This is a genomic window from Arthrobacter sp. 05T420, from assembly GCF_056396305.1.
Window position 1 is genome coordinate 165289 of sequence record NZ_JBFTLG010000004.1, and the last position, 13076, is coordinate 178364.

Here is a 13076-nt window from a genome sequence, read left to right on the forward strand (position 1 = left end):
CTCACATTCTATAGTCAATCAAACGACATACCCAATCGATTGGGTAGAAGGAATCCCGGGAGCCGGCGGCGAAGTCTCTACCCCCTTGAAACTTCCGGGAGCATCTGCAGGAAACATGGCAGGGATAACTCTTAGTTAACAACCCAATCGATTGGGTAAGCATTGGGAAACGGATGCAAACAAACGGAGTGGACATGACAGTCACAGATTTGGTTGGTCCGCACGTGGTGCTGCTGGCCACCGGAGGAACCATTTCCTCCCGTGCGTCCGAGGCCGGGGGAGCCGCCGTGGCGTCCGACACGGGGGAGCAGGTGTTCGCCAGCCTGGGGGTGCCAGCGGCACATCCGGTCCGCGTCGTCGATGTCTTCCGGAAGGGTTCGTACCTGCTGACAGTCGACGACATGATCGCCATCTGCGCCAGGATCCGGCAAGCCCTGGCGGATCCGCAGGTTCTGGGCGTTGTGGTCACCCACGGTACGGACACGATGGAGGAAACGGCCTACCTCGTTGACCTCACCCACGACGATCCACGCCCGGTCGTGTTCACCGGAGCCCAGCAGGCGGCCGACGCCGACTTACCGGACGGTCCCGGCAATCTGTCCCGCGCCATCGCAGTCGCCGGTTCTCCGCAGGCACGGGGAAGCGGGGTGCTGCTGGCGTTTGCCGGGACCATCTTTCCCGCGGCCGGCGTCCGGAAGAGCCACACGACGAGCCTCGATGCGTTCGCCAACCCGGACTTCGGAACCGTCGGATCGGTGTCCGACTCCGGCGAGGTCGAGATCCAGGCGGCGCGGCGCGGCCGTTCCCCTTTGCCGTTGCCGGGCGTGGACTCCGGTTCTCCGCGCGTTGACCTTGTTGCTGCCTACCCCGGAGCAGACTCCACCCTCCTGCGGGCCGCTCTCCAGGCCGGCGCGGCCGGGATCGTGCTCCAGGGGACGGGAACGGGCAACGCCAACCGTGTGCTGTGCCAGGTTGTCGCCGAGGCCACGGCGGCCGGCGTCGTCGTGGTGACGAGCACTCGCGTGGAAGCCGGTGCCGTAGTACCCGTGTACGGCGACGGCGGCGGCGAGGATCTGCGCGCTGCCGGTGCCATCGCCTCCGGGCTGCTCAGGCCATCCCAATCGCTGGTCTTGCTAAACCTCCTGCTCAGGCTCGGCATGCCCGCCGCCCGGATTGCCGAGACTTTCGCCCGGCGCGGCACGCTCCCTGACTAGTTTTTCCCGCCCAAGTCTTCACCAAGAGCCTCGTCCAAACCTCAACAAAAAGCCAAGCCTCAACAAAAAGCGCAGTGAAAGGTTGATCTCATGACTAAGGACATCCAAGTCGCGTTCGGCGTCGACGTGGACGCAGTTGCCGGAATGCTCGGCTCCTACGGGGGTGAAGACTCGCCCTGCGATATCTCCCGCGGCTTGTTCAGCGGCGAGGTGGGCGGCCCGCGGATCATCCGGCTCTTCGAGAAGTACAGCCTGCCCGCCACCTGGTTCGTGCCCGGCCACTCGATCGAGACCTTCCCGGACCTGACGCGGATGATCGTCGACGCCGGGCACGAAATCGGCGTGCACGGGTACTCGCATGAAAACCCCATCGCCATGACCCGCGAGCAGGAGACCGCCATCCTGGACCGCTCGATCGAACTCATCGAAAAGGTCTCCGGCCGACGGCCCACCGGCTATGTCGCTCCCTGGTGGGAATTTTCGCCGGTCACCAACGAGATCCTGCTCGAACGCGGTATCAAATACGACCACTCCCTGATGCACAAGGATTTCGAGCCCTACTACGTCCGGGTCGGCGACAGCTGGAAGAAGATCGACTACACCAGGGCTGCCGAGACCTGGATGGAGCCGCTGGTCAGGGGCACGGAAACCGACCTCGTCGAGATCCCCGCCAACTGGTACCTGGATGATCTCCCTCCCATGATGTTCATCAAGGCGGCCCCGAACTCCCACGGATTCGTCAGCCCCCGGGACATCGAACAAATGTGGCGCGACCAGTTCGACTGGGTGTACCGGGAAATGGATCAGGCCGCGTTCACCATGACCATCCACCCGGACGTCTCGGGCCGCCCCCAGGTCCTGCTCATGCTTGAGCGCCTCATCGAACACATCAACTCCCACGAAGGCGTCAGCTGGCTGACGTTCGACCAGATCGCAGACTCCTTCCTCGCCCGCAGCCCCCGAAAGGAAAACCAGTAATGACCATCCAGCAGCCTGCCGTCGATCTTACGCAACCCGCACCGGACGAAAAACGCCGCTTCCCGGTATTCTCCAAGCACCACACAACCACCGCCACCGTGCTGGCGCTGTGTGCCTGGACCGTCGCCGTGTTCGACTTCGGACTTTTCGGCACCCTCCTGCCGGCCATGCAGCAGGAATTCGGCTGGACCGCGACCGAAGCCTACGCAATCAACACCTGGATCGCCGTCGGCACCGCGATCGTCTGCTTCGGAATCGGCCCTGTCATTGACCGGCTCGGCCGCCGCAAGGGCATGATGACCACGATCGGCGGGACCGCCGTTGTCTCCGGCCTGACGGCCCTGATCCCCACCGGAATCCCGTTCCTCAGCAATGGCTTGCTGGTGCTGATCCGTTCCTTCGGCGGGCTCGGATTCTCGGAGCAGGCCGTCAACGCGACCTACATGAACGAGGTCTACCAGGTCACCGAAGTCGCCGACAAGCGCAAGCGTCCCGGTTTCCACTACTCCTTCATCCAGGGCGGCTGGCCGCTGGGCTTCCTGCTCGCCAGCGCCCTCGCCCTCGTCTTCCTTCCGTCCCTTGGCTGGCGGGCCCTTTACCTGATGGCGTGCGTTCCGGCAGCAGTCATAGTGTGGCTCATTGCCAAGAAACTGAAGGAGACGCCGCAGTTCGAACTGCACCACAAGCTGACCCAACTTGAGAAGAGCGGCAAGACCGAGGAAGCCCACTCCCTGGCCCATGCATTCGGCGTCGAGCACTCCTCCGCGGCCCCGCTCAAGCGCATCTGGGAGCCGCACCTGCGCCGGAACACGATCGTCTTCTCCTTGGCCTGGATCTTCAACTTCTTCGGCATCCTGATCTTCAGCATTCTCGGCAGCTCCGTCCTGAAGAACGCCAAGGGTGTGGAACTTTCCGATGCCTTCTGGATGCTGATCGTCATCAACGGGCTGGCGTACTTTGGCTACGTCTTCCACGGGTGGCTCGGTGACAAGATCGGCCGGAAGCGGACCATCATCGGCGGCTGGATTCTCTCCGGCATTTCGTTCACCATTATGCTCAGCCCCATCGCCACGGACCCCTTCATGATCATCGTGACCTACGGTGCTGGACTGTTCTTCCTGGTCGGGCCGTACGCCGCGATCCAGTACTTCATGGCCGAGTGCTACCCGGTCAGCTGCCGTGCCACCGGCACCGCCTTCATCGGCGCCATGAGCCAGCCCGGCACCATTCTCGGCGGGTTCCTGTTCACGCTGGCGGCCGCGAGCATGGGGACCGGCGCTGCAGCCCTGTGGGTCGGCGCGGCGGGAACGCTGTTCTCCGGCCTTCTAATGATCGCCGCGAAGCCGCCGGCCGAGGCCCTGCTCGAGGATCACCCCCATGACGTCTGAGAACAGGGTGGCCGTCATCACGGGAGCGGCCAGCGGCATTGGACGGGCCCTCGCGGTCCACTACGCCCACCGCGGCGTGCATTCGGTGATCGGCACCTTTCCGGGCGACCCGCACGACCCGGAGGAAACCCTTCGCCTGGTGAAAACCGCCGGCGGCCAGGGGGTCATCCACGAAGTGGACGTCCGCAGTACCCCCTCCGTCGACGCCTTTGCCGAACGCGCCGTCCAGGAGTTCGGCCGGCTGGACTACGCGGTGGCCAACGCCGGAATCCTGCGCAACTCACCGCTGGAGGAGATGACCGATCAGCGCTGGCACGACATGCTCGACGTCGACCTCACGGGCGTGATGCGGACCCTGCGCGCCGGGTCCGTGAGGATGTCCGACGGCGGAGCGATGGTTGCAGTGTCTTCCATTGCCGGCGGCGTCTACGGGTGGGAGGAACATGCCCACTACGCAGCCGCCAAAGCCGGCGTCCTCGGGCTGATCCGCAGTGTGGCCTCCGAGTTGGGGCCGCGCGGCATCCGCGCCAACGCCGTAATCCCCGGCCTGATCGAAACTCCGCAGTCCCTGGATCCGGTGAACTCCCTAGGGCCCGCGGGCCTGCAGCGCGCCGGTCTGGAAATCCCCTGGGGCCGCGTGGGACGGCCCGAAGAGGTGGCCAGCGTGATCGGCTTCCTGACCTCCGATGACGCTGTCTACGTCACGGGCCAGTCCCTGATCGTCGACGGCGGCCTCACCATCAAGATGCGTGCCTAAAAATCCCCGGAAGGACAAGCATGAACAACCCTGAGGCCTCCCGCAACACGGAGGGCCGCGCCGTTGTGGTCACGGGCGGAGCCAGCGGCATTGGCAAGGCCATCGCCGAAGCCTTCTCCGCCAATGGCGACAGAGTCGCTGTCCTGGACCGCTCGGGCGCGGCGGGAAGCATCGCCGTCGACGTCTCAGATGAAGCGAGCGTAAAGGCGGCCTTTGCCGCCGCACGCTCCCAGCTCGGCACCATCGACATTCTCGTGAACAGCGCCGGCCTGCTGACGGAATCGCCGCTGGAGGAGATGACGCTGGCCATGTGGAACGAGACGATTGCGGTGGATCTGACGGGTGTCTTCCTCTGCTGCCGGGAGGTGGTGGGGGAGATGCGGCAGCAGAAGTGGGGCCGCATCATCAACATCGCCTCCCAGCTGGCTATCAAGGGCGGAACCGGGCTCAGCCACTACAGCGCCGCGAAAGCCGGGGTCGTGGGGCTGACCAAGGCCCTGGCCCTTGAAACTGCCGCCGACAACGTGCTGGTCAACAGCATCGCCCCGGGCCCCATCGAAACGCCCCTGGTTGGTGGCATCTCCGAGGAGTGGAAGGCGGCGAAGCGTGCCGGGCTGCCGCTGCTGCGCTTCGGGCTGGCGGCCGAGGTGGCCCCGACTGCGCTGCTTCTCGCCAGCGATCCGGGCGGCAATCTGTACGTCGGGCAGACACTCGGGCCCAATTCCGGCGACGTCATGCCCTAGGAGGGACGCTCACATGTGCGGTGCCTGCGGACGAAGTGTGGTGAGCGATCCCGTCCTGGGCCCGACCAGGACGCTGCGGCAGCACCTGATCGTCGCCCAAACGATCAACGCGGCCTGCCAATCCTGGCCGGGAGCCCCGAAAGTGGCCGCCACCAGCGGAGGCTGGCTGGTCTCGGGACCGACGGGAGCCACCGAAGCCGTGTCGACCGTCGAAGCGCTGTGGACCACTGTCCTGCGGGGCAGGCCGGGGTTGACGTGGCGGGACTTGAGTGCCGCCGCGGACCTGGAAGCGGGGGACCTGGGCACGGAAGACCTGGAAGCTCCGGACCTGGAAGCGGCGGACCTGGGCACGGCAGACCTGGAAGCGGCGGACCTGGGCACGGAAGACCGGGAAGCTCCGGACCTGGAAACGGGGGACCTGGGCACGGAAGACCGGGAAGCTCCGGACCTGGGCACGGCAGACCTGGAAGCGGGGGAGCTGGGCACGGCAGACCTGGCGCTCCGGGTGCTGAGCCTTGGCCACGAGATGGCACAGGATTCCGCTATAGAAACGGGCGCGTGACGCGCAAAAGGTCCTTCGCTACGGGTATACCCGTAGCGAAGGACCTTCTGCGCGTCGCTGCTGCGAAATCGCAGCGAAAACGGCCGGGCTAGCGGCGCGGCCGGTGCCAGGCTCAGGAGCCGGGCCAGCCATCAGCCATCAGGAAGCAGGCCCGGCCGGGGCGTCGGAGTGTGGGCAGCGAATCTGCTCGCGGGCTTCACGCGCGTGCTCGACGTCGGCGGCGCTTTGCATCTGCCCGCGGGCCCGCAGCCCGGCCACCACACCGTCAACGTCGGCGTCGGGCCGGTTCTGGCTCAGCTTGTGCTTCGCCTCGATCCGGGTGATGAGGAGTTCGACGCCGACGATCGCGCGCAGCTGGCCGGCAATGTAGCGCTCGGGGGCGTCGTCAACAGTCCACGGCCGCTCGGAGCCGGCTTCATTGTGATCACTCAGCCGCCGCACATGGCTGGCCAGCCAGGCGGGATCGTCGTGGATGACGAGGTTGCCGTACACGTGGACGGTGGAATAGTTCCAGGTTGGAACGACCCGTCCGTGCTCTGCCTTGGAGGCGTACCACGACGGCGAAATATAGGCGACCGCACCTTGGATGATGGCGAGCGATTCGCCGGCGGCAGGCTCGGACCACTGGGGATTGTTGCGGGCGAGGTGCCCGTGCAAGGCTCCGTGTTCACCGGCCGTCGGGTCGAAGACAAAGGGCATGAGCGTGGCGAGGATGCCGTTCGCCGTTGCGGTGATCAGGTTGGCGGCGGCCGGGCGGCTTAGCAGCTGTTGGACTGAATCGGGGCCGGCAGCGAAATGTGCGGGGATGTACACGGGAATCTTCCATTCGGATGGCGGATGGCGGATGGGATACGGGTTGCGGAGTGTGGGGCGTTGGATGGGGCAGGGGTGCGGGTGCCGGCAAGGGCGTGGCCGGACCGGGGCGCGGTCAGGGGGACTATTGGGCCCTCACCTCCGCCATCTCCTTGGCTTTGGGCGCACCGGAGCGCGAGCGGACGGCCAGGCCTGCACAGCAGACCACCGCGGCGCCGCCGATGATGGTGGTCCAGGTCAGGTCCTCGGCCAGGATGAGTCCGGCCCAGCAGATGCTCAGCACCGGCTGGACGAGCTGGATCTGGCTGACCTGCGCCATGGGGCCGATGGCCAGGCCGCGGTACCAGGCGAAGAAGCCAAAAAACATGCTCACGACCCCAAGGTACGCGAAAGCCGCCCACTGCACAGGAGTGGCGGACGGCGGCTGACCGGCCATGGAGAAGGCGGCCATGCCAACCATCAGGGGAGATGCCAGAACAAGTGCCCAGGATACGGTCTGCCACGCGCCGAGTTCGCGGGCCAGTTTGCCACCTTCGGCGTAGCCGATGGCCGCTGACACGACGGCGCCGAAGAGCAGCAGGTCCGCGAGCTGCAGTTGTCCGATTCCGCCGGAGTGCACAGACGCGAAGCCGATGGCCGCCACCGCGCCGACGCCGGTGAGGGCCCAAAACGTGATGGACGGGCGTTCGTGGCCGCGAAGGACTGCCATCGTCGCCGTCGCGGCCGGGAGCAGCGCGATGACGACAGCGCCGTGGCTGGCGGGAACGGAGACGAGGGCGAAGGAAGTCAGCAGCGGGAAACCGACCACCACTCCGCCGGCGACCACGGCGACGCGGGCCCACTGGGCGCGGCGGGGCGGGCGCTGCCGGGTCAGGGCGAGGGCGCATGCGGCGAGGACGGCGGCGACAACGGCCCGTCCCGATCCGATGAACAGCGGCGACAGCCCGGCAACCGCCACCCGGGTGAACGGAACCGTGAAGGAGAAGGCCGCGACGCCGAGTAGTCCCACCACAGTCCGGTTGCCGGCCGGGTGGATAGCGGTTGGTCAACAACGATAGTAGCGCTACTGTTGTCTCTCATGTACAACGATAGCACCTCGCGAATTGCGGCACAGCTCCGGGAATGGATTGCCGATGCCGCGCCCGGCGCCCGGTTGCCCTCGACGCGGTCCCTGGTTGCCGAATACCAGGCCAGCCCGGTGACCGTGCAGAAGGTGCTCCGCATGCTCGACGCGCAGGGCCTGATCGAGAGTCGCCCCGGCGTCGGAACCTTCGTGCGGGCCGTCCGGACAGCCCGGCCTGCGGACTACGGTTGGCAAACATCCGCCCTGGGCTCGCCGCGGGCGCCGCTGCGGCCCGTTTCCGCCGCCATGCGCAGCGCCCCGAACGATGTCATCGCATTCCACTCCGGCTATCCGGAGCCGGAACTCCTGCCCGAGCGCCTGGTGCGGGCGGCCTTGACGCGCGCAGCCCGGGGCGAGGCGGCCCTGTCGCGTCCCCCCGCCGCTGGCCTGCCCGAACTGCAGTCGTGGTTCGCGCATGAACTCCGCACCGCTACGCCGGCCGGCGTCACGCCGCCAACCCCGAGCGACGTGGTCGTGCTCCCCGGCAGCCAGAGCGGGCTCAGTTCCGTGTTCCGGGCACTGGTTGGCAGCGGGCAGCCCCTGCTCGTGGAATCGCCGACCTACTGGGGGGCTATTCTGGCTGCGGCGCAGGCCGGTGTCCGGGTTGTTCCGGTGCCGAGCGGCCCCGAGGGCCCGGACCCGCAGGAGCTGGCCCGCGCCTTTGAGGAGACCGGTGCGCGGGTGTTCTATGCGCAGCCGAACTACGCCAATCCCACCGGCGCGCAGTGGCCGGCCCGGGCGGGGGAGCAGGTGCTGGAGGTGGTGCGGTCCTACGGGGCGTTCCTGGTTGAGGACGACTGGGCGCACGATTTCGGCATCACCACCGTTGCGGCGCCCGTTGCCGCCCGTGACGATTCCGGCCATGTGGTCTACCTCCGCTCGCTGACCAAGAGCGTGTCCCCGGGCATCCGCGTTGCTGCGGTAATTGCGCGCGGCCCGGCACGCGACCGCATCCTGGCGGAGCGCGGGGCCGAATCGATGTATGTCAGCGGCGTTCTCCAGGCGGCCGCGCTCGACGTCGTCACGCAGCCGGCGTGGCAGACGCACCTGCGCGCGCTACGGCACCAGCTCCTGGTCCGCCGGGACCTGCTGGTCAGCAGCCTGCGGGAGTATGCCCCCCGGGCCCATGTGGAACACGTGCCCACGGGCGGGCTGAACCTCTGGGCACGCCTGCCCGACGGGACCGACGTCGATCAGGTTGTCCGTGACTGCGAGCACGCCGGGGTCATTATCGCCGCGGGCACCGAGTGGTTCCCGGCCGAGCCGGCGGGACCGTACATCCGGCTCAACTTCGCTGGACCCAACCCGGGTGCTTTCCGGGAGGGCGCCCGGATCCTTGGCCAGGTGCTCGACCGTACTGCCGCCCGGTAGGGCTGGTCCGGAGGGTCCACGTTAGTCAAGGGCGAGCAGAGCCTGGGGTTCCGCGATGATCACCAGTCCCTGAACTGCCATGGCCAGCCCGGCATCGAGAGTCACAAATGCGTCTGCCTGAAGCTGGGTCAGGGCCACGTATTCTGCGGCGAAGGTGTCTTCCCATCCGAGATGCTCGGCGAGCCTCCACGCGGTGCGCTGCAGGACGCGGTCGCCGAGGAGCCGGATCCGAAGGCCGCGGAGGTAGTCGAGCTGACGGTCGGCGTCGGCCTGCGTCACCTCGCCGCGCCGGACCGACTGGTACAGGAGCGAGAGCGCCTGCGAGCGAAGGAGCGTCGGCGCCACCAGGTGGTGTTCGTCGGCGATCGCCGCCCCGGCGCGGGCGAGATGGAGGGCCACATCCGGGCCAATCACAAAGCGGGTCATTGTCGCCTTCAGCCTGCGTCGCGGGGAACGAACATGATGACGGCGACGCCGAACAGGCAGATCACTGTTCCCAGGACGTCCCACCGGTCGGGCCTAAAGCCGTCGAAGATCATGCCCCAGGCCAGGGAGCCGGCCACGAACACGCCGCCGTAGGCGGCGAGAATCCGTCCGAAATGGGCGTCCGGCTGGAGCGTCGCGGCAAAGCCGTAGATCCCCAGCGCCGCGACCCCCAGCCCCGCCCACCACCAGTCCCGGCCCTCGCGGACGGACTGCCAGATGAGCCAGGCCCCGCCAATTTCAGCGGCCGCCGCCAGGATGAAGAGCATGATCGTTTTCGCGATAGTCACTTGATCATGATGGCACTGCCTTGCTGACGACAGTGTCGCGATGCTGGCACAGTCTCCTCGTTTGGGCCGCGCCCGGGTGGTGACCGCGGGCAGCCTTCGAGAAACTTGAAGCTTCAATAAAATCGAGGTACGATATTTCCATGACTCAGACTGCCGACCGGCCTCCGGTCCTCTTCCTTAGCCATGGAGCGCCGCCGCTGGCCGACGACGCCACGTGGACCCGTGAACTCAATGACTGGTCCGGCACGTTCGGCAAACCCAAGGACATCCTCATGGTCTCCGCCCACTGGGAAAATGCCCCGGTGACGCTCAGCGCCACCGGGCGCGATCCGGGGCTGGTGTATGACTTCGGAGGCTTCGCCCAGAAGTACTACGAGGTGGCCTATGACGCCCCGCAGGCGCCTGAGCTCGCTGCCGAAGTGGAAAAGCTCGTGGCCGCCCACGGCCACCATGTGGAGCGCGATGAAAGCCGCGGCCTGGACCACGGAGCCTACGTTCCGCTGAAAGAGATGTACCCGGCAGCGGACATGCCGGTGGTGCAGATGTCCATGCCGACCCTAAATCCGCAAGGACTGTTCGACCTCGGGGTCTCGCTGGGGCCCCTGCGGGAGCGGGGCACCCTGATCGTCGGATCAGGCTTCACCACGCACAACCTGCGCTGGTTCAATCCCGCCGGCGGACCGGACAGCGCTCCGCCCGCTGTCTCGAGCGAATTTGACCACTGGGCCGAGGAAGCCATGACCCGCGGCGACGTCGACTCCATCCTCGACTTCCTGAACAAGGCGCCGGCCGCCCGCGAAGCGCACCCCCGCAGTGAGCACTGGGCTCCGCTCTATGTTGCCCTCGGGGCCGCCTACGCTTCGGGAGACATCCAGGCCAAAACGGCGATCGACGGGTTCTGGTTCGGGCTGTCCAAACGCTCGTGGACCCTGACGTAAACACTGGGCATATGTGTCGCACGACGTAGCGCCACGCGGGCAGACTACGCGGCCGCCGCAGCGGCCGTGCTCAGCTCCGCCGGGCACGATGGCCGCACGTACGAGCTCTCCGGCGACTACGCCTGGGACTTCAAGGAATTGGCGTCGGCGGTCGCCAAGATCGCGGGCAGGGAAGTGGTCTACCGTCCGGTTTCGGCACCCGAGCTGGTTGAGGTGCTGAGCACTGCCGGGCTGGACGAAGGCACCGCAGGATTCCTCGCCGCCCTGGACGTGGACACCGAAGCCGGTCTGCTGGCTACCGTTACGGGCGAGCTGTCCGGGCTGATCGGAAGGCCGACGACGCCGCTGCTGCAAGCTCTGGAGGCCGTCGCCGCGAGCTAATGCCTTCGCCGAAGGGCCAGCAATGGGCATAATGAAGGCGTGGATTCTCTGCACGCCCCGGGCATAGGCGGCCAGCGGGTGCAGGCCTCACCTGATGGGTTCCGTGGAACCGCCAGCTGATTTCGGGCAGGCCGGTGACGGGGCGTGGACGGACGGCCCGCTGGTTCTCGGCGTGCCATGGGCATTCGAAGAGCGGTTGGTCAGGGCTGCCGCAGGGCTGGCCGCGATCATGGGGACGCATTTGATCTGCGCATTCGTGGACCCGGCAAGCTATCTCACGGAGTGGGAGCCGGCCGGTGTCGTGGACAGCAGTTCCTTGGATCCCGCCCGCAACGTGGAAGCCGAATTCCCCGCCTCTCAGCTGCTCGGCGGCCTCGAGGGCATTCTCGGGCCGCCGGGAGGGGCATGGTCCTTCAGGGTGCTGAACGGGGAAGTCGCGCAGGCGCTGGGCCGGCTGGCGGAAAGCACGGATGCAGCCGCGCTGATAGTCGGCGGCCAGCGGCCCGGGCGGATTGCCCGGATGAGCCGGCTGCTGGAGGGCTCGGTCAGCGTGTCCCTGACACGTCTGCAGGCCAGGCCCGTGCTGATCATTCCGCACCTGGGGCCTTAACCCGCGGCCGGCCATGCCGCCCGCGGGAATAGGTACGGCGCTCACGCCCTCCCGCCCAGCACCGGGGGATTCATCCGCTCTGGGTGAGGGCACCAAGCCCACGCGGTCCTATCGTTGGGCTATCGTCGGCGGAGGCCGCCCAGGCTGGCCCCGCCGGCGGAACTGCACCGGTTGCCACGCCAGCGAATCGAAGTGAGTGATGTCGGATCCAACCCACCGCGCAGCCGTCACGGCCGAGTCGCGGGCCCTCGTCATCGGCAGCGCCAGCTTCCTGGCCCTCGGCGTCGTCGCGTTCCTTCTGGTCGGGCGGGAACCTGTCCCGTTGTCCGGACGAGGATCGGCCGGTGACATGGCGGCCCTTGGCACCGCGGTTCTGGGGGCCGGGGCAGTGGTGGCCGGTTGCGTGCAACGCGGGCAGCCCTGGTCACTGCCAGCCCCGTCATCATCAGCCCTGGCATCATCAACCCCGTCATCATCAGCACTGTCATCATCAACCCCGTCATCATCAACACGGGGCAGCCGGATTCGCAGTTTCATCGACATCACCGGCCTCGCACTGGCCCACGCGTGCATCTTCTTGCTCGGCTGGCTGGCGCTTTTCGCGATCTTCCAGCAGGCGTTCGTCGGGGCCGTCCTCTATCCGGTGGCGGCGGCCATCCTCGTCGGGACCACGGGCGCCATCAGCGCCTACACCGCTTACCTCTCCGCGCTCAGCATGACCGCCTACCGTCTCTCCGCACTCCTCGCCGGATTCCTGGTCATTGGAATACTCACGAGCATGCTCACCGCTGAGAACCCGCAATGGTGGCAGGAGAACCTCAGCGCCCTCGGCATGAGCTCCGACGTTTCCGGGGTGGCGTTCAACTTCACCCTGATCGTCGCCGGCGTCGTGGTCACCACCCTGGCGGGCTATGCGACGACGACACTCGCGGCGACCGCGACCACCTCCGCGGCACGGCATCGGGTCGGGGTGCTCGAAGGCGGCATCGTACTCATCGGCGTCTTCCTCGCCGGCGTGGGACTCTTCCCCGTCGATGAGCGCTTCGGGATCCACACCCTGTTCGCTTCCGGCATGGTAGTGGTGTTCGCGTCCCTGATCGTCCGCATCCGGGCCCTGGTACCCTCTATCTCGGCGACCTTCGCTGCGCTCGGATGGGTCTTCCTGGCAGTCATCGTCGTCGCTGCCGTGATGTGGTTCCCTGTCGGCTACTACAACCTCACCGCCGTCGAGCTCATCGCCGCCTCGCTGGTCTTCGCGTGGCTCATCGTCCTGATCCGCAACCTCGCTGCCGTCGACGCCGACCAGCTCGACGAAACCCTTCAAGCGCGCCCGCTGTCACAGCGCGCCGGTCCGGCAGCCCGGCCTGCCCCAAGCGCAACAGACGGAACCCCGGCCGAACCGTGAGTGTTCTGTCCCCGCAATTG

The 13076-nt window shown here is 67.0% G+C and carries 14 protein-coding genes and 1 pseudogene; 11 read left to right on the forward strand and 4 right to left on the reverse strand.

Going from position 1 to position 13076, the window contains the following annotated elements; translation table 11 throughout:
* Nucleotides 1–194 precede the first annotated feature (194 nt).
* The 6 genes from AC1DEM_RS05925 (at nt 195) to AC1DEM_RS05950 (ending at nt 5642) form a co-directional block, all read left to right on the forward strand.
* Nucleotides 195–1214 carry an asparaginase gene (locus AC1DEM_RS05925; RefSeq protein ID WP_476883582.1) on the forward strand — a complete coding sequence of 340 codons (1020 nt, stop codon included), beginning with the start codon at nt 195–197 and terminating at the stop codon, nt 1212–1214.
* 90 nt (nt 1215–1304) lie between these two features.
* Nucleotides 1305–2192: a polysaccharide deacetylase family protein gene (locus tag AC1DEM_RS05930; protein ID WP_476883583.1), complete on the forward strand. Its 888-nt coding sequence runs from the start codon at nt 1305–1307 to the stop codon at nt 2190–2192.
* Complete coding sequence (locus AC1DEM_RS05935) at nt 2192–3580, forward strand: MFS transporter (RefSeq protein WP_476883584.1); 1389 nt, start codon at nt 2192–2194, stop codon at nt 3578–3580. Before AC1DEM_RS05930 ends, AC1DEM_RS05935 begins: the two co-directional genes overlap by 1 nt.
* Nucleotides 3570–4337, forward strand: a complete 768-nt coding sequence (locus AC1DEM_RS05940) for an SDR family NAD(P)-dependent oxidoreductase (RefSeq protein ID WP_476883585.1) — start codon at nt 3570–3572, stop codon at nt 4335–4337. The genes AC1DEM_RS05935 and AC1DEM_RS05940 overlap by 11 nt, the downstream gene beginning before the upstream one ends.
* A gap of 20 nt (nt 4338–4357) precedes the next feature.
* Complete coding sequence (locus AC1DEM_RS05945; RefSeq protein WP_476883586.1) at nt 4358–5080, forward strand: SDR family NAD(P)-dependent oxidoreductase; 723 nt, start codon at nt 4358–4360, stop codon at nt 5078–5080.
* Nucleotides 5081–5120: 40 nt separating this feature from the next.
* Complete coding sequence (locus tag AC1DEM_RS05950) at nt 5121–5642, forward strand: hypothetical protein (RefSeq protein ID WP_476883587.1); 522 nt, start codon at nt 5121–5123, stop codon at nt 5640–5642.
* A 138-nt stretch (nt 5643–5780) separates the two neighbouring features.
* Here the strand turns inward: AC1DEM_RS05950 and AC1DEM_RS05955 are convergent, their stop codons facing one another.
* A complete protein-coding gene (locus tag AC1DEM_RS05955) occupies nt 5781–6455 on the reverse strand; it encodes an FMN-binding negative transcriptional regulator (RefSeq protein WP_476883588.1) in 675 nt (224 codons plus the stop codon).
* 124 nt (nt 6456–6579) lie between these two features.
* A pseudogene (locus AC1DEM_RS05960) lies at nt 6580–7535 on the reverse strand (DMT family transporter).
* On the opposite strand from AC1DEM_RS05960, the gene AC1DEM_RS05965 reads away from it, so the two are divergent.
* The gene (locus tag AC1DEM_RS05965; RefSeq protein ID WP_476883589.1) at nt 7534–8949 is read left to right on the forward strand and encodes an aminotransferase-like domain-containing protein; all 1416 of its coding nucleotides are present in this window, start codon (nt 7534–7536) and stop codon (nt 8947–8949) included. The pseudogene AC1DEM_RS05960 and the gene AC1DEM_RS05965 sit on opposite strands and share 2 nt — an antisense overlap.
* Nucleotides 8950–8970: 21 nt before the next feature.
* On the opposite strand, the gene AC1DEM_RS05970 is transcribed toward AC1DEM_RS05965, so the two are convergent.
* Nucleotides 8971–9375 (reverse strand): type II toxin-antitoxin system VapC family toxin, encoded by a 405-nt coding sequence (locus tag AC1DEM_RS05970; RefSeq protein ID WP_476883590.1) that lies wholly within the window; start codon nt 9373–9375, stop codon nt 8971–8973.
* An 8-nt stretch (nt 9376–9383) separates the two neighbouring features.
* Nucleotides 9384–9722, reverse strand: coding sequence for a YnfA family protein (locus tag AC1DEM_RS05975; RefSeq protein WP_476883591.1), 339 nt, complete (start codon nt 9720–9722; stop codon nt 9384–9386).
* 140 nt (nt 9723–9862) lie between these two features.
* Here AC1DEM_RS05975 and AC1DEM_RS05980 point away from each other — a divergent pair, with 140 nt between their 5' ends.
* From AC1DEM_RS05980 to AC1DEM_RS05995, 4 genes are all read left to right on the forward strand, one after another.
* Nucleotides 9863–10660, forward strand: a complete 798-nt coding sequence (locus AC1DEM_RS05980) for a dioxygenase family protein (RefSeq protein ID WP_476883592.1) — start codon at nt 9863–9865, stop codon at nt 10658–10660.
* A 66-nt stretch (nt 10661–10726) separates the two neighbouring features.
* Nucleotides 10727–11041 (forward strand): hypothetical protein, encoded by a 315-nt coding sequence (locus AC1DEM_RS05985; RefSeq protein ID WP_476883593.1) that lies wholly within the window; start codon nt 10727–10729, stop codon nt 11039–11041.
* Nucleotides 11042–11144: 103 nt separating this feature from the next.
* Nucleotides 11145–11651 carry a universal stress protein gene (locus tag AC1DEM_RS05990; RefSeq protein ID WP_476883594.1) on the forward strand — a complete coding sequence of 169 codons (507 nt, stop codon included), beginning with the start codon at nt 11145–11147 and terminating at the stop codon, nt 11649–11651.
* A 199-nt stretch (nt 11652–11850) separates the two neighbouring features.
* A complete protein-coding gene (locus tag AC1DEM_RS05995) occupies nt 11851–13056 on the forward strand; it encodes a DUF998 domain-containing protein (protein ID WP_476883595.1) in 1206 nt (401 codons plus the stop codon).
* The last annotated feature ends 20 nt before the right edge of the window (nt 13057–13076 follow it).

What these genes read in the sequence shown, in the direction of transcription:
- AC1DEM_RS05945 (WP_476883586.1), top strand. Translation starts at nt 4,358, where the DNA reads ATGAACAACCCTGAGGCCTCCCGCAACACGGAGGGCCGCGCCGTTGTG.
- AC1DEM_RS05970 (WP_476883590.1), bottom strand. Translation starts at nt 9,375, where the DNA reads ATGACCCGCTTTGTGATTGGCCCGGATGTGGCCCTCCATCTCGCCCGC.
- AC1DEM_RS05925 (WP_476883582.1), top strand. Translation starts at nt 195, where the DNA reads ATGACAGTCACAGATTTGGTTGGTCCGCACGTGGTGCTGCTGGCCACC.
- AC1DEM_RS05930 (WP_476883583.1), top strand. Translation starts at nt 1,305, where the DNA reads ATGACTAAGGACATCCAAGTCGCGTTCGGCGTCGACGTGGACGCAGTT.
- AC1DEM_RS05940 (WP_476883585.1), top strand. Translation starts at nt 3,570, where the DNA reads ATGACGTCTGAGAACAGGGTGGCCGTCATCACGGGAGCGGCCAGCGGC.
- AC1DEM_RS05935 (WP_476883584.1), top strand. Translation starts at nt 2,192, where the DNA reads ATGACCATCCAGCAGCCTGCCGTCGATCTTACGCAACCCGCACCGGAC.
- AC1DEM_RS05995 (WP_476883595.1), top strand. Translation starts at nt 11,851, where the DNA reads ATGTCGGATCCAACCCACCGCGCAGCCGTCACGGCCGAGTCGCGGGCC.
- AC1DEM_RS05965 (WP_476883589.1), top strand. Translation starts at nt 7,534, where the DNA reads ATGTACAACGATAGCACCTCGCGAATTGCGGCACAGCTCCGGGAATGG.
- AC1DEM_RS05980 (WP_476883592.1), top strand. Translation starts at nt 9,863, where the DNA reads ATGACTCAGACTGCCGACCGGCCTCCGGTCCTCTTCCTTAGCCATGGA.